This window comes from Bacillus sp. FSL W8-0640 (assembly GCF_038007725.1).
Classification (GTDB): Bacteria; Bacillota; Bacilli; order Bacillales; family Bacillaceae_G; genus Bacillus_A; species Bacillus_A cereus.
On record NZ_JBBOXT010000001.1, the window covers coordinates 4,092,032 to 4,107,842 of the forward strand.

Below are 15,811 nucleotides of genomic sequence, written 5' to 3' on the forward strand. Positions count from 1 at the left end.
TCATATTCGCTTTGTCACCAAACTCCACCTTTGAAAACTTTCCACGTTATTCTCACACATTTTGACAACACTTTTTGCAAACAAAAAAGACCCCTATCATTCTTACGCCCAAGTGAAAAGGTTACGCGAATAAAAAGAAGTCTTATTAATACCATAGTTTGTGAAAAGCTTTTCAGGTCAAGATTTTTTCTTTCTTATTATTTTCCCTTTATAATAAGGGAAAGAGGTGATACATATGGCCAATATAAAACAAATTGCTAAAACTGCTGGTGTATCGATATCAACTGTTTCTCGTGTCCTGAATAATCACCCTTACGTAAAAGAAGAAAAGCGTAAGCGTGTTCTAGATGCTGTTGAAGAATTAAACTACGCAAAAAATATAAATGCTGTCCATTTAATAAGAGGGAAAACATATACAATTGGTGTTATGCTTCCTTTCATTAACCTCCCCTACTTCAGTACGATTATTGAAGGAATCGGAAACGAAGCGTTAGCTGCCGGATATCACATTAATTTATGTCAAACGAATTACGATAGCATTGAAGAAATTCGTGTTCTTGAAATGATGAAAATGAAACAATTTGATGGGATGATTATTTGCTCCCGAACGAGCTCTTGGGAACAAATCGAACCTTTTGCAAAATTTGCCCCTATTATTTCATGTGAAAAAATGAAGCATCCCCTCATTTCATCCATCTACGTAGATCATTATGAAGGTTTCCGTCTCGGTACTGCCTATTTACTAAGTAGAGGCCATGAAAAAATCGGAATTTGTTTAGCAAGAAAAACAAGTGTAAATTCCATGGAGCGCGAAAAAGCGTTCGCCGATACACTTCGTAACGAAGGGAAAACGTTGCATCCTGAATGGATTTTCCACCAATGCTATACAATGCAGGACGGAGCACAAATACTCCATCATATTTTAAATATGAAAAATCGTCCAACTGCTATTTTCACAGCGAACGATCAAGTTGCAGCTGGTTTATTAACAGAGGCTCGAAAACATGGTATTCGAGTACCTGAAGACCTTGCTATCCTTGGATTTGATAATCATGAAATTTCAAAGGCATTAGAAATTTCCACAATTGAACATCCCGGTCTCGCAATGGGCTCACATGCTTTTTCTTTATTCCATAAGCAGATCCAAAGCGAGCAAATTGTCGGCAGTGCAAAAGAACTTTCATTCCATTTAATTGAGCGAGAGACTGTCTAAAAAGAGCGTTACCTATAACGCTCTTTTTCAACTCTTCACCTATTGACATTATATTTTTCATCTCATATAATGAACCTAACGAACGGTAGGTAGGGGATGAAAATGACAGCAAACCGCATTAAAGCTGTAGCACTTTCTCATTTCGCACGCTACGGCTATGAAGGAACTTCATTGGCAAATATTGCTCAAGAAGTTGGGATTAAAAAACCATCGATTTACGCACACTTTAAAGGAAAAGAAGAGCTATATTTCATATGCTTAGAATCTGCTCTTCAAAAAGATTTGCAGAGCTTCACAGGCGATATCGAAAGCTTTTCCAATTCGTCCACTGAAGAATTGCTTTTAAAATTATTAAAAGGGTATGCAAAACGATTTGGTGAAAGTGAAGAATCAATGTTTTGGTTACGAACTTCTTATTTTCCGCCTGATGCATTTCGCGAACAAATTATTAATAAAGCAAATGTACACATTGAAAACGTCGGAAAACTTTTATTCCCTGTATTTAAAAGAGCAAGCGAACAAGATGAGCTGCATAACATTGAAGTAAAAGACGCCTTAGAGGCTTTTCTATGCTTACTCGACGGTCTTATGGTTGAACTATTATACGCAGGTTTAAATCGTTTTGAGACACGTTTAGACGCTTCTTGGAAAGTATTTTGGCGCGGACTTTCAAACTGACGGATTGCCCTTTGCAATGCGTCGTTTTTAAGCCCTTTACCTAACGACTGGTAGGAAGGAGAAATGACATATGGCATGGATTTATGTAATCATCGCTGGTATTATTGAAATCTTTTGGGTGATTGGACTAAAAAAAGCAGAGGCACCACTTGAATGGGCTGGTGTTGCTCTATTAATTACAATTAGTTTCGTCTTATTATTTAGAGCTTATAAAGATTTACCTGTCGGCACTGTATACGCAGTCTTTACAGGAATCGGAGCTGGTGGAATCGTTCTTACAGAGATTTTCATCTTCGGAGAACCTTTCTCTATCGTAAAAGTTTTATTAATCGGTTTAATCTTCTTCGGAGTAATTGGTTTAAAACGAGTAACAGAAGAAAAAGAAGCGAAGGAGGCCGCATAAAATGGCTTGGGTATTTTTAATTCTAGCTGGTATTTGTGAAATTATTGGTGTACTCTTTATGAAAGTAGCCACTGAAAAGAAAGGCTGGGCACCAAAAGTTATTTTAATCGCTAACTTCGGCGTAAGCTTCTTCTTCTTATCTCTTGCGATGAACACATTACCGATGGGAACTGCTTACGCAATTTGGACTGGAATCGGAACTGCTGGAAGTGCACTTCTAGGCATTCTCATTTTCCGAGAATCAGCGGATTGGCGTCGTCTTGCTTTCTTAAGCTGCATTTTATGCGGCGCTGTTGGCTTAAAACTATTAAGCTAACGTGAGGTGAATGTGATGTGGAAAGAACAAGGAAAGAAAATATTAGCATGGATCACACTTTGTATCGTCATTCTATTACAAATAAGTTTTCATATAATAGAATCATTGTTTCATAAAGTATTATCCATTCTCACATTCCTTCCTAACATGACACTTGAAATTATATCGATTGTTTGGTCCATTATCGCCTCCATTGCAATCGTCATTATATGGAGTATCGCCAAACTATGGAATAAGTTATTTAAAAAGGACAGTACTTCTGAAAAAGAGTAACTGTCCTTTTTTATATTCATTCAGACTTTCTGTAGAAGTTAGATGTGATAAGACAAAACAGACCAATTATAACAATACTTATACCAATTCCTTTATGCAAATTAGGAAACGGTGATGGTATGTCTGAATAAAAATTTGATAACAAAAGACCTATTGACAAAAATAATACTCCTATTTCAAATAACAATTTTCGTTTCCCCATTGTTCCCCCTCCAATTTTTTTCATACATTCCTTTCTTTTGGACATACTACCCAAAAAAAGGAGTGGATAATATGCAAAATTCTATACATAAGCAAATCCTATTTTTATTTTTCCTATTTCTTATTCTCATCATCGTTTTCAGCTTTATATTACATACTCCGAAAGATGTGCCAAATAGCGTTTCTTTTTATAAACTACTGCTCTCGTATTGTCGTTATTGAAGAAGGTGCCTTTTATAGGGCACCTTTTAAAATTCTCTCTTCTCATACAATTTCACTGAAACGAAGATAGATGCTATGAGCATACATATTGAACCAATGAATAACAAGGTATTATATAATTGAATTTGTTCCAAGTTGATTTGAAACAAAGTTTCTAAAATAACAATCGGCGCCATGAATATTACTATTGTAATAAGAATAGTTTTTTTATATCCTAACCAAAAAGATATTGGTAGAACAAAGCTTAAATACACTAAAATAAAGCTAATACTAGCAAGCAATGTCGTTTCAATAAATTCAAATAGGTTAATCCCATTCTTCATTCCCATCGTGAAACAGCTGACCGTTACACTTATAAAAAGAATAATAATTGCTACTATATATTTCGCATACACAATTTGTTTTCTCAATATTGGTAAACTATTTACTATAACTTCACTCTCATTTTTACTATCTGCTTCAAATGTTTTTACTGTTGCCCCAATTGTAATAATTACTGACATAATGATGAATAAATTTTCCGTATCTGTTAAGGCCATATAAAAGAAAACAGGATACAGTATGTACCAAATTAAAAATTTCCATTGAATGATGAAATCTTTTAAAATTAGTTGCTTGATCATGTATTACACCTCCTAATATGAAAATGTCCCTTCTATAACTCTGCCTCCTGAAACATTTTCATTGAGAGGAACATGGATACGAATATACTCACTAATACTCCGATACCAAGAACACCCATTGCTTGTGTAGCCTCTTGAGAGTGAAGTACTTTTAACATAATTGTTTTATCACCAAAAATATTGCACATAAGACCAATCATACCCATTAAAGGAAAAAGCATAATCAAATTCAAGACAGTAATAACTTTATATCCCCCAATGTAATTAGTCGGTATCGTTACTGCACAATAAATCAAAGTTGCTACTATTGCTGAAAATATTGCATATCCAGGCATAACTATATCTCTGTTCAATAAAATATTCCCTAATATTACGACTATAAAAGTTACACTCAAACCAGCCATAATAAATAATGTGCTTGAAATATATTTAGCTATAATTATCTCTTTTCTCGTTATAGGCAAACTCACTAATACTTTTTCTGCTTTACTTTTCTCGTCATAATAAAAAGAAATATATATAATCGTACTACATGTTATAAATACTCCTATTGCAATCCCCATTGGTTCGACGGAATTCTTAAAAATAGATAAAATAGGGATTAAAAAGTAGAAAGGAAACATCTTCTTCTGTAAAAAAAACTCCTTCAAAATCAACTGTTGCATATGAATTCTCCTCTCTATAAATCACGCGTTTCATAAATTTTAATTGTAAGAAGCATAGAAACGATATAGACACTAGCTAGTGTGATTAATCCAACTATAAATATGCCAAAATGTAATGGATTCATAATCCAATTAATGAATGATGCCGTAACACTTTCTCCGTCACCAATAAACATTCCAACAATAACACCTATTCCAGCGGCTCCACCTGTAAATATTCCACGTACTACTTTTGATTTTGTCCCATAATAACTCGGGAATAATGCTGTAATATAAACTAAAGAATATACAGCACCTCTGACTACTACATACCAAGGAATTTCAATATACAAATTGGGATGATAAGCTCCAATATCACCAATGACAGCGATACCTCTTATAAGAAAAACAACTAGCGTAGTAGAAATCATGCCACCTACAATAAATATTACACCCGAAATATATCTAGCAATAATGATATCCTTTCGTCCAACAGGTAAACTATTTATAATAACATCACTTTTATTTTTTTCATCCATCGCTATTAGTATCATAGAAGATGATATCGTTATGAGTAAGCAACTCATTGGAAATAACAATTCACCGTCTGGATCTAATCCAAAGAAAACAAGAGGCATAATAAAATACACTAACCACATAACCCGAAAAAAGAACAAATCTTTATAGATTAGCTGACGCATAGGCACCTCTCCCTTTCGCAGTGTAAACGATAATGTCATCTAATGTAGGCTTTTCTAGTACAACCTCATTTCCAAACCAATCGATAATTCCTTGTTTATCCTTCGCTAAACCTTCAAAACCAAACTTACTTTTTCGTAATCCAACAAATAGTTCTTTTCCTTCTCGATCTAATAAATCATTACTTCCTTTTACGATTACGTAGTTCTCCATTAAGTCTTCTTTTTCACCAGTAAATATAATTTCTCCATCATTGATGAACGTAACATAATCTGCAATGCGCTCTAAATCTGTTGTAATGTGCGTTGAGAATAATACGGATACTTCATCTTCCATTACAATTTCTTGCAACATATCAAGTAATTCACTTCGAACAACTGGATCTAACCCTGCTGTCGGTTCGTCCATAATAATAAACTCTGCGTGGTGCGAAAGTGCGATTGCAATCGCAAATTTCATTTTCATTCCTTTTGATAATTCTTTAATTTTTTTATACTTTGGAACTTGTAATCTATGCATATACGATTGATACTGCTCTTCGTCCCACTTTTTATATAACGGTGCAATAATACGCTTCATTTGTTCACACGTTAAATCTTCGTAATAATGATTTTCATCATATACAAAGCCGATATTTTGTTTTATTTCCTTTTCAGCTTTCTTATTGTCCTTGCCAAAAATTTTTATATCTCCGTTATCTTTTTTAATTAAATTCATAATCATTTTGATCGTCGTACTTTTCCCGGCCCCATTCGGTCCGACAAACCCCATAATATATCCGCGTGGTAACGTAAAACTTATATTTTTCACTGCGAAACCTTCATAACTTTTACAAACGTTTTTTAACTCTAACATCTCTCTCATTCCCCCTTATATAAAAACGCAATCATCTGCTGTAATTCTTCAAGTGAAAGCTGCAACGCTTTACTTTCATTCACAATCTCTTCCGCTTTACTTTCCAATAGGCGAAGCCTTTGTTCTTTTAATAGTTCATTATTTTTACGTGAAACATAAGTCCCCTTCCCAGCAACAGTTTCTATATATCCTTCTTTTTCAAGCTCCTCGTATGCACGCTTCGTTGTAATGACACTAATTTGTAATTCCTTCGCTAAGCTACGAATAGACGGTAATTGATCTCCACCCTTTAAACCGCCATTTAAAATAAGCTGGCTTAATTGTTTTCTTATTTGCACATAAATAGGGTCTTGGGAAGAATTCGAAATAATAATATTCATGTTTTCCTCCAGTTTGTGTATATACTGTGTATACCTTATATATACAGTATATACACACCATCCTATTTTTGGCAAGAAAAAAAGACCAACATTTTCCTGTTGGTCTTTCGTATATGTATCACTTTTCAAAGCGATCTAACATCTCGTCTCTCATTCCGAAACTTACTACTGCAATTCCTATATACATAAACAGAAGGAATGCCGGATGAACTGTGTTATACCAGCTGCTGTCAACGATTAAGTAAATCGTTAATGCCACAACAAGAACAAACGCTAAGATAAACATATAAAAGTGTCTTGTACTACCCATGATAAACTCCTCTCTTCTCACTTCACCATTCAACAGTTTATTTTATCGAATAATTCGATATGACTCAAGGTTAACTTTCTGTTATGTAATCAAGTTCCACCTTTACAATGTCCTCACATGCTATTGAAATGATTGTTCCTTGTTTATCAATCGCCGTCACTTCTCTATTATCCATTACACGATTTGCTACTCTTTCTAACACTTTTCCTTGGTCTCGATAGCAAAATTCTTTTACATCTTTAATTGTTTCTCCATTTTCTAAATGGTATACCATTCTATAACATCGATATCCCAAAATTCCACCCCCGTCTTGTTCGTTTTTTCACATATACATAAAAATGAGTAATCTTTGCCTCATCACATCTTCTTAATTTCAATAAAATTCTAACAAAAATAAATACTTTTATCAAACCGACTTTTTCAACAAAACTACCTATAAAACTACACCTTTACACCATTAGGAAACAAAAAACATATTTTTTTAACATTTTCTTCACTATTTCTGCATAAAGTGAAACTTTAATCAGTGGGGATTTTTGTTCATTCCCACTGATTATTAGTTGAACCAATCGGGCATTTACGGACAGTTTATCTCCCACCTGGCTTCTTTGCACCAGCTAAGTTTTGAGTTGAGAGTTTACTGTCCGTTAATGCGGGACAAATTATCCATACAAAAAAAGAACCCGCCTCAGCGAGTTCTTCTTTTGTTATTTTAATCAAACTTGTACAGGAGCTGGCTTCGCATAACGTAAAACTGGTTTACGTGCAGCCATCGTTTCGTCTAAACGTTTAATGACTGTCGTATGCGGTGCTTCTTGTACAACTTCTGGATTTTCTTCTACTTCTTTAGCGATTTGAATCATCTTATCAATGAAACCATCTAATGTTTCTTTTGATTCTGTTTCTGTCGGCTCAATCATAATACATTCTTCCACATTTAATGGGAAGTAAATTGTTGGTGGATGATAACCGAAATCAAGCAGACGTTTTGCAATATCTAATGTACGTACACCAAGTTTCTTTTGACGACGACCTGATAATACAAATTCATGTTTACAATGTCTATCGAATGGAAGATCGTAGAATGGCGCTAATCTTCTCATCATATAGTTCGCATTTAATACCGCATACTCAGTTACTGCACGCAATCCATCTGGACCCATAGAGCGAATATACGTGTATGCACGAACGTTAATTCCGAAGTTACCATAGAATGGTTTCACACGACCAATTGCTTCTGGACGGTCGTAGTTGAAGTGATAACCATTTTCGGTTTTCTCTAAAATCGGTTTTGGTAAGTACGGAATTAAATCAGCTTTCACACCTACTGGACCAGAACCTGGGCCACCACCGCCGTGAGGACCTGTAAATGTTTTATGAAGGTTTAAATGCACAACGTCAAATCCCATATCTCCTGGGCGTGCTTGGCTTAATACCGCATTTAAGTTTGCACCATCATAGTATAATTTACCGCCTGCATTATGGACGATTTCTGCCATTTCTAAAATATTTTCTTCGAATAGACCTAATGTATTAGGGTTTGTTAACATAAGTGCTGCTGTTTCTTCGTTTACAACACGTTTTAAGTCTTCTAAGTCAACAAGGCCATTTTCATTTGATTTTACTGTAATTGTTTCAAAACCAGCTACAGTTGCAGATGCTGGGTTCGTTCCGTGAGCAGAGTCAGGCACAATTACTTTCGTACGGTTAAAGTCACCATTCGCTTCATGGTATGCACGAATTAACATTAAACCTGTCCATTCTCCGTGTGCACCAGCTGCTGGTTGTAAAGTAACAGTATCCATACCTGTAATTTCAATTAAATGCTCTTGTAAGTCGTACATTAATTCCATTGCACCTTGTACTGTCTTTTCATCTTGCAACGGATGAATATTTGCAAATCCTGCGAAACGAGCTACACTCTCATTAATTTTCGGATTATATTTCATCGTACAAGATCCAAGTGGATAGAATCCAGAATCCACACCGTGGTTACGGTTTGAAAGTGCTGTATAGTGGCGCATAATATCAAGTTCAGATACTTCTGGTAGCTCTGCATCTTCTACTCGAATATAATCGCTCTCAAACACATCTTCTAGTTTCACTTCTTCTACATCTAATTTGGGTAAGCTATATCCTATGCGTCCTTCTTTACTCACTTCAAAGATAAGTGCTTGGTCTTGGTTCTTCATTGGATAGCCCCCATTTCGTTTACAAGTGTGTCAATTTCCTCTTTTGTACGAAGCTCAGTTACTGCTACAAGCATATGGTTTTCATGCTCTTTATAATCACGGCCTAGATCGTAACCACCGATAATATTCTTTTGTAATAATACATCGTTTACTTCTTTCACTGGACGTTTGCAATCTACAACAAATTCATTGAAGAATGGTCCAGCAAATGTTACTGTGAAGCCTTTCGCTTCAAATTGACGTTTTGCATATTGTGCTTTAGAAATGTTTTGACGTGCCATTTCTTTCACACCTTGTTTGCCAAGTGCCGTCATTGCAACAGAAGCTGCTAATGCATTTAACGCTTGGTTTGAACAAATGTTAGATGTCGCTTTATCACGACGAATATGCTGTTCACGTGCTTGTAACGTTAATACAAATCCACGTTTACCATCTGAATCTACAGTTTGTCCAACAAGACGTCCTGGAATTTTACGCATAAATGCTTTCGTTGTTGCAAAGTAACCACAGTGCGGTCCACCAAACTGCGTTGGAATACCGAATGGTTGTGCATCACCGATTACAATATCAGCACCAAATTTCCCTGGTGGTGTTAATGCGCCTAATGATAATGGATTTGAAGAAACGATAAATAATGATTTTTGTTGATGAACGATTTTTTCAATATCAACTAATTTTTCAACTTGTCCGAAGAAGTTTGGATATTGAACGATTACACAAGCAACTGTATCATCTACTTCACTTTGTAATACGTCTAAATCTGTTACACCATCTTTATGATTAATTTCAACAACTTCAAGATTTTGACCTTTTGCATACGTTTCAAGTACTGCTCTTGATTCTGGATGAACCGCGCTAGATACAAGAATTTTCTTTTTGCGAGTATGGCCAGCTGCTAACATTGCCGCTTCAGCTAAAGCTGTCCCCCCGTCATACATAGAAGAGTTTGCTACATCCATTCCTGTTAATTCACAAATCATTGTTTGGAATTCAAAGATTGCTTGTAATTCCCCTTGTGAAATTTCCGGTTGGTATGGTGTGTAAGCTGTATAAAATTCTGAGCGAGAAATAACATGATCTACAATTACTGGAGCATAATGATCGTATACGCCTGCTCCTAAGAAAGAAGCGTATTCTTTTAAGTTAGCATTTTTACTAGCCATTTGAGATAGCTCTTTTAAAAGCTCTGGCTCTGATTTTGCTTCTTTAATTTTTAAATCCCCTTTAAAACGAACACTCTCTGGAATATCAGAGAATAATTCATCGATCGTTTGAACGCCGATCGTTTGTAACATTTCTTTTTTGTCTTCTTCTGTCATTGGAAGATAACGATGCAACATGAAATCTACCCCTCTCCCCGTTACTTTGAACGTTTGTAAAATGGTGTTGGAACAACTACTGCTTTGACGCGTTTATTACGAATTTCAATTTCTACTTCTGTATCAACTGCTGCGTATTTTACATCAATTAGTGCTAAACCAATGCTTTTCTTTAACGTTGGAGATTGTGTACCACTCGTTACTTCCCCAATTTTTTCTTCACCAATAAATACAGGGTAATGCGTACGAGGAATTCCACGTTCGATTACTTCGATGCCGACTAATTTACGAGGCGCACCGTTTTCTTTTTGCTCTTTTAACGTTGCTTTTCCAAAGAAGTCTGCTTCTTTATTTGTTTTTACCGCAAAGCCAATTCCAGCCTCAATCGGTGTAATATCTTTTGATAATTCTTGTCCATAAAGTGGTAATGTTGCTTCGAATCGAAGTGTATCACGAGCACCTAAACCACATGCTTTTAAGCCCTCTTCTGCTCCAACTTCAAGAAGTTTCTCCCAAAGTTTTGCAGCATCTTCACTCTTACAGTAAATTTCGAATCCATCTTCACCTGTGTAACCTGTACGAGATACAAGTGCTGGAATTCCATCTACAAGAATATCGTTTTTAAATTTAAAGAACTTAATTTCTTTCAAATCTTCTGACACAACTTTTTGTAAAATGCCTTCTGCTTTTGGTCCTTGAATTGCAAGCTGTGCAACTCCACTAGAAACATTGACTACTGTCGCATCGCCAATTACATGACTTGCTAACCATTCGTAATCTTTCTCGATATTTGATGCATTGATTACTAATAAATAGTCTTCTTCACCACGTTTGTAGATTAATAAATCATCTACTGTACCACCATTTTCGTAGCACATAGCTGTATATTGTGCGCCCCCTACCTTTAAGGTAGATACGTCATTTGTAACAACACGTTGTAAAAATGCTAAACTATCTACACCTTTTACTTCAACTTCTCCCATATGAGACACATCGAACAAACCTGCAGCTGTACGTACAGCTTCGTGTTCTTCTTTAATGCTTGAAAATTGAACTGGTAATTCCCAACCACCGAAGTCGATTGTTTTTCCACCATACTTCGCGTATACATCAAATAACGGTGTACGTTGTAATGTAATCATGCTCTCTCCCCCTTATGCTTTGACAAATCAATAAAAGTTGCTTCCCTTTTCTAAACATTTTCATTCTGAAAAGATAGGATATACGGAATCTCATTATATTTTTTTATGAAAGCGTAAATAAAAAATCACTTTCTTGGATAAAATACGAAAGATTCCACACATTTCACACCATTATCCTAACATCATTCGCTATATTTCATCAATATTCTAGCATAAAAAATAATTTAGAATTTTTTATGTTAAAACACAATAAATACAGCTTTTGAGATTTAATACTTTATTATTGTCTATCATATAGCCTTTAATAACGATAATTATGCCTTCTTTTAAGGCAAATCATCATACATTAAAAAATAATTACTTTAGTTTATAAAAGGTGGGAGAGTTGTAATGAATGTCGATATTTCCGTAGATCGGACATGGCAAAACAATTTTTTAAATAGAATTGACGAAGATGGTCCTTGGACAAACTGGGATTTATATCACTTAGCTTATGAAACAGAAAAATCGTTACTTGTTCCTACTTTTGATGGACTACAAGCACCGAAACATTTATCCCATTTCACACCGCTTCCGCATCAATTAGAAGTCGCTCAAAATGTGATTGAACAAATGAACGGTAAAGCGATTCTAGCAGATGAAGTAGGCCTTGGAAAAACAATCGAAGCTGGACTTATTTTGAAAGAATACATGGTCCGCGGGCTTGTGAAAAAGGTACTTATACTTGTCCCAGCTTCTCTCGTATCACAATGGGCATACGAACTGAATACAAAGTTTTTCATTCCCGCTGTAGCACAAAAGAAAAGCTACTCATGGGAACAAGCTGACGTAATCGTATCATCAATTGATACTGCGAAACGTTCACCACATCGCGATATCGTGTTGAACTTGGAATATGACCTTATTATTATCGATGAAGCACATAAACTGAAAAATAATAAAACAAAAAACTATGAATTTGCACAACGATTAAAAAAGAAGTTTTGTTTATTACTAACCGCTACTCCTGTTCAAAATAAGATTGATGAAATTTTTAACCTTGTTTCTTTATTAAAACCAGGACATTTAGGCAATCAATCCAACTTTGAAGAATATTACGCTTCCAAAAATCGCTCAGCCGAATCAGATGAAGACTTAAAAGCTCTCATTAATAAAGTAATGGTGCGAAATAGACGACATAATACCGGTATCGATTGGCCGAAGAGACATGTACGTACAATTTTTGTTGAGTTTAATGAACAAGAACAAGCTCTATATAATGATATCGAAAATTGGCGAGGACAAGACGCCTTCACATCTGCTTTCTCATCGTTAACTTTAAAACGGGAAGCGTGTAGTAGTCGTGAGGCTGTTTACTATTCATTGAAAAAGCATGTAGAAAAAAGACAGAAAGAAAACGAACATTATATAAAAGATCCACATATCGATGTGCTAATGGACAAAATTAATCATATTCCTTTCAACTCAAAAGCAAATAAAGCTCTTGAGCTTATAAAAGAAATTGACGATAAAGTCGTTATCTTCACAGAATATCGAGCGTCACAAATGTACTTACAATGGTTTTTACAACAACACGGTATTTCTTCCGTTCCATTCCGCGGCGGGTTTAAACGCGGGAAGAAAGATTGGATGAAGGAGCTTTTCCAAAACCACGCACAAGTATTAATTGCAACTGAAGCTGGTGGTGAAGGGATTAACTTACAGTTTTGTAGCCATATGATCAATTATGATTTGCCATGGAATCCAATGCGTCTTGAGCAAAGAATCGGACGTATTCACCGTCTCGGTCAAAAAAATGATGTTCATATTTATAACTTAGCTACAAAGCATACTGTTGAAGAACATATTCTGAAACTGTTATATGAAAAAATCAACTTATTCGAGCGTGTTATTGGTGAACTCGATGAAATTTTAACGAGAATTAATATGAAAAACATCGACGCGCACATTCAAGAAATTTTCGCGCAATCAAAAAGCGAAGGTGAAATTAGAATTAAGATGGAAAACTTAACATCTATTATCGACTTTGCGAAACGAAATGAAGCTGAGGTGCAAGGCTATGCAGCAACATGAAATTCATAATTACTTATACAATTTCTTTGAGGCGAATAACTGTGAAATTTTAGAACGTTCTCCTCATTTATTAGATGTACAGTTAACAATTGAGATGGATAAATTATTAATGAATCGCCCTTTTTATTGGCACTATCTTGAGAAAACAGGAGGCGTACCGAATCCGATGCGCCTTACTCTTATTACAAATCCAGAAAATGAAGAAAATGATGGTGAGCTTATTCACTACGGTTCACCACGTCTACATCAAATTTTCCAAACGACAAAAGAATTAGGCTCATACATACGTTTATATGAGGATGTAAGACATAATGGGGCAACACATACACCGCTCCACCCTTGGCTCGGTATTAATATAAAAGTTTCCTATCAATGTGATCGAAAAAAAGACATCCTTCACTCGATTGGTATTCATCTCATTTCTGGAACAATGATGGCAAACTTTCATGAAACATTAACAAACATTAAACTTACACCAAAAATACCTGATTTTTGTTTTACGCTCTCGCCCATCATTAAACCTCAAAGTGGTTTACAACGCATAGAAGACGCTTTAAAAAATATAATTGCAGAAGATGACCATACGTGGGCAAAAGAAGCAAGAGTGCGTTGGAATCATGATTTAGACCTTTTAAACCGTTTTTATGAAGAAAGTGACGAACTTCCTGAGAGCTATGAAATTGAAAAACAAGCTCTGCAAGAACAGTATGAACCACGTATTACAGTGCAAATTATTAACGGTGGACTCTTTTATGTTACCGCGAATCATTTTCTATCAAAATAAAGCTCCTTCTGCTTTAGAAGGAGCTTTATTTCGAGTTATTCTCTATCCTCATTACGCTCTTGTTGTTTTTGCTTTGCCATGCGTTTTTGATACGCACGATCCTTCGCGCTCACATGATTTGCATCAGTTGGAAGATTTTCTTTTGAACGTCCAATTCCATTGCTCATCTTTCCCACTCCTTTTTACGTTTTTCAGGATACATGTTTATTTTCAGCTAGAGTTACAATCCTTATACAAAAAAATAAGAGCAGCCCTTGGCCACTCTTACTCGCTCACATATTTTTGAAACATATCATGGATGCCTTTATTTACTAGGTTCGAGATCTGCTCGTCAGATTTATTCGGATAACGATCACGCAATCTGATAGATGCCTTCACCATTAAATTTTCTAATACAGAACGGCCACCTTCTCCATAAATAATTTCAGCATATTTAACAAGCCTTCCATCCTCTACTGTTGCTGGATTATGATTGAAGAAAAATTTACTCATTGTCTCCACCTCTCTCTTTTGATAACGTTTACATTTATATAGATTATTTATGTTATTTATTTCACAATATTGTATGCATGTATATTTAATTAGTTTCATTATAAAGCAACATATCGATAGTAAATATGTGATTTTCCGTCCATTTTGTGAACAAATTAAAAATGAAAGCGTTTCCTTTATTATATACTAAAAAAACTTACTACGCTAGGGGCAATTTTTTTCAATCTACTCCCCCTCGAAAATTGATATATTTTTTCTTTTCCCATTAAACCTTATACAATTTTCAGAAATTATATTATAAAATATATGTATGACTTAAGGAGGCTTTGTATGAATCAAAATAAAAAAGCTATATTAGATCTTGTCTTTTATCTCGTAATCCCATTCCTCATTTGGAAATTTGCAAAACCTTATATCGATCCTTATTACGCGATGTTACTTTCCTCTGTTCCGGGGATTATTTATACACTGTATACCTTTAAAAAAGAAAAACAGTTTAACGTGACAGGGTTCTTTATTTTAATTACACTCATTTCTAATACAACGGTAGATTTATTATCTGGGTCAGCTGAACGAATGTTGTGGAATGATGCATATTATCACATCGTACTCGGTATTATCGTCATATGTACAATTTTTATAAAGAAACCACTTATGTTATATTTCGCAGCAGATATTGCCGCACTGCAAGGCCATGACCGTGATAAAAGTCGTGAGCTTTATCGTGATAGTCGTATTTATCCAGCACTGCAATATTTAACGCTATTTTTCGGTCTACAATTCATATTAAAAAGCTTCTTAAAAATTTATTTCATCTCTGTTTTCGGTGTAGATGGCTATGGTGAAATGAGAGCGATTATGACCGCTGTTGGATGGGGCATTTCCATTTGTATCGGAATTGGATTTGTTTGGGTAAATAATAAAATACATGCCGTTACGGAAGAACAAGAATCCGTGCAGTAAATAAAAATCCCCTAGTGTAATACGACACT

22 protein-coding genes are annotated in these 15,811 nt (G+C 35.2%); 9 read left to right on the plus strand and 13 right to left on the minus strand.

What is annotated here, in order from left to right; all coding sequences use genetic code 11:
* The first annotated feature begins 235 nt into the window (after positions 1-235).
* From N2V80_RS21090 to N2V80_RS21110, 5 genes are all read left to right on the plus strand, one after another.
* Entirely contained in the window at positions 236-1,213 is a 978-nt protein-coding gene (locus N2V80_RS21090) for a LacI family DNA-binding transcriptional regulator (protein WP_001273979.1), read from the plus strand.
* A 96-nt stretch (positions 1,214-1,309) separates the two neighbouring features.
* A complete protein-coding gene (locus N2V80_RS21095) occupies positions 1,310-1,891 on the plus strand; it encodes a TetR/AcrR family transcriptional regulator (RefSeq protein ID WP_002005730.1) in 582 nt (193 codons plus the stop codon).
* A gap of 70 nt (positions 1,892-1,961) precedes the next feature.
* Positions 1,962-2,294: a DMT family transporter gene (locus N2V80_RS21100; RefSeq protein ID WP_000312339.1), complete on the plus strand. Its 333-nt coding sequence runs from the start codon at positions 1,962-1,964 to the stop codon at positions 2,292-2,294.
* A 1-nt stretch (position 2,295) separates the two neighbouring features.
* Positions 2,296-2,610, plus strand: a complete 315-nt coding sequence (locus tag N2V80_RS21105; protein WP_000312623.1) for a DMT family transporter — start codon at positions 2,296-2,298, stop codon at positions 2,608-2,610.
* Between the two features lie 15 nt (positions 2,611-2,625).
* Positions 2,626-2,883 carry a DUF3975 family protein gene (locus N2V80_RS21110; protein ID WP_000265427.1) on the plus strand — a complete coding sequence of 86 codons (258 nt, stop codon included), beginning with the start codon at positions 2,626-2,628 and terminating at the stop codon, positions 2,881-2,883.
* A 16-nt stretch (positions 2,884-2,899) separates the two neighbouring features.
* Here the strand turns inward: N2V80_RS21110 and N2V80_RS21115 are convergent, their stop codons facing one another.
* From N2V80_RS21115 to gcvT, 11 genes are all read right to left on the minus strand, one after another.
* A complete protein-coding gene (locus N2V80_RS21115; RefSeq protein WP_000518066.1) occupies positions 2,900-3,085 on the minus strand; it encodes a hypothetical protein in 186 nt (61 codons plus the stop codon).
* 247 nt (positions 3,086-3,332) lie between these two features.
* The gene (locus tag N2V80_RS21120) at positions 3,333-3,929 is read right to left on the minus strand and encodes an ABC-2 transporter permease (RefSeq protein WP_000595346.1); all 597 of its coding nucleotides are present in this window, start codon (positions 3,927-3,929) and stop codon (positions 3,333-3,335) included.
* 32 nt (positions 3,930-3,961) lie between these two features.
* Complete coding sequence (locus N2V80_RS21125; protein WP_001186564.1) at positions 3,962-4,594, minus strand: ABC-2 transporter permease; 633 nt, start codon at positions 4,592-4,594, stop codon at positions 3,962-3,964.
* 14 nt (positions 4,595-4,608) lie between these two features.
* The gene (locus tag N2V80_RS21130) at positions 4,609-5,274 is read right to left on the minus strand and encodes an ABC-2 transporter permease (protein WP_001249426.1); all 666 of its coding nucleotides are present in this window, start codon (positions 5,272-5,274) and stop codon (positions 4,609-4,611) included.
* Positions 5,255-6,127 (minus strand): ABC transporter ATP-binding protein, encoded by an 873-nt coding sequence (locus N2V80_RS21135; protein WP_000891307.1) that lies wholly within the window; start codon positions 6,125-6,127, stop codon positions 5,255-5,257. Before N2V80_RS21135 ends, N2V80_RS21130 begins: the two co-directional genes overlap by 20 nt.
* A gap of 5 nt (positions 6,128-6,132) precedes the next feature.
* Positions 6,133-6,507, minus strand: a complete 375-nt coding sequence (locus tag N2V80_RS21140; protein WP_001021353.1) for a GntR family transcriptional regulator — start codon at positions 6,505-6,507, stop codon at positions 6,133-6,135.
* Between the two features lie 118 nt (positions 6,508-6,625).
* A complete protein-coding gene (locus N2V80_RS21145) occupies positions 6,626-6,817 on the minus strand; it encodes a hypothetical protein (RefSeq protein WP_000535933.1) in 192 nt (63 codons plus the stop codon).
* 70 nt (positions 6,818-6,887) lie between these two features.
* Positions 6,888-7,091, minus strand: a complete 204-nt coding sequence (locus N2V80_RS21150) for a DUF3929 family protein (RefSeq protein ID WP_000262496.1) — start codon at positions 7,089-7,091, stop codon at positions 6,888-6,890.
* Between the two features lie 442 nt (positions 7,092-7,533).
* On the minus strand, positions 7,534-9,009 hold the full coding sequence (gcvPB, locus tag N2V80_RS21155; protein WP_000795702.1) for an aminomethyl-transferring glycine dehydrogenase subunit 2: 1,476 nt from the start codon (positions 9,007-9,009) through the stop codon (positions 7,534-7,536).
* Positions 9,006-10,349: an aminomethyl-transferring glycine dehydrogenase subunit 1 gene (gcvPA, locus tag N2V80_RS21160; RefSeq protein WP_061654472.1), complete on the minus strand. Its 1,344-nt coding sequence runs from the start codon at positions 10,347-10,349 to the stop codon at positions 9,006-9,008. The genes gcvPB and gcvPA overlap by 4 nt, the downstream gene beginning before the upstream one ends.
* Positions 10,350-10,369: 20 nt before the next feature.
* Positions 10,370-11,470: a glycine cleavage system aminomethyltransferase GcvT gene (gene gcvT, locus N2V80_RS21165; RefSeq protein WP_061654474.1), complete on the minus strand. Its 1,101-nt coding sequence runs from the start codon at positions 11,468-11,470 to the stop codon at positions 10,370-10,372.
* A 390-nt stretch (positions 11,471-11,860) separates the two neighbouring features.
* On the opposite strand from gcvT, the gene N2V80_RS21170 reads away from it, so the two are divergent.
* Entirely contained in the window at positions 11,861-13,543 is a 1,683-nt protein-coding gene (locus N2V80_RS21170) for a DEAD/DEAH box helicase (RefSeq protein WP_001100037.1), read from the plus strand.
* Positions 13,530-14,327, plus strand: a complete 798-nt coding sequence (locus tag N2V80_RS21175) for a YqhG family protein (protein WP_001183964.1) — start codon at positions 13,530-13,532, stop codon at positions 14,325-14,327. Before N2V80_RS21170 ends, N2V80_RS21175 begins: the two co-directional genes overlap by 14 nt.
* A gap of 35 nt (positions 14,328-14,362) precedes the next feature.
* Here the strand turns inward: N2V80_RS21175 and N2V80_RS21180 are convergent, their stop codons facing one another.
* Together N2V80_RS21180 and N2V80_RS21185 are read right to left on the minus strand one after the other, a co-directional pair.
* A complete protein-coding gene (locus N2V80_RS21180) occupies positions 14,363-14,494 on the minus strand; it encodes a hypothetical protein (protein WP_000064668.1) in 132 nt (43 codons plus the stop codon).
* A gap of 97 nt (positions 14,495-14,591) precedes the next feature.
* Positions 14,592-14,819 carry a hypothetical protein gene (locus N2V80_RS21185; RefSeq protein ID WP_000032702.1) on the minus strand — a complete coding sequence of 76 codons (228 nt, stop codon included), beginning with the start codon at positions 14,817-14,819 and terminating at the stop codon, positions 14,592-14,594.
* A 73-nt stretch (positions 14,820-14,892) separates the two neighbouring features.
* Between N2V80_RS21185 and N2V80_RS21190 the strand changes: the two genes are divergently transcribed.
* Both N2V80_RS21190 and N2V80_RS21195 read left to right on the plus strand, forming a co-directional pair.
* Positions 14,893-15,009 (plus strand): hypothetical protein, encoded by a 117-nt coding sequence (locus tag N2V80_RS21190; RefSeq protein ID WP_001987222.1) that lies wholly within the window; start codon positions 14,893-14,895, stop codon positions 15,007-15,009.
* 140 nt (positions 15,010-15,149) lie between these two features.
* The gene (locus tag N2V80_RS21195) at positions 15,150-15,782 is read left to right on the plus strand and encodes a VC0807 family protein (protein ID WP_001073111.1); all 633 of its coding nucleotides are present in this window, start codon (positions 15,150-15,152) and stop codon (positions 15,780-15,782) included.
* Positions 15,783-15,811 lie beyond the last annotated feature (29 nt).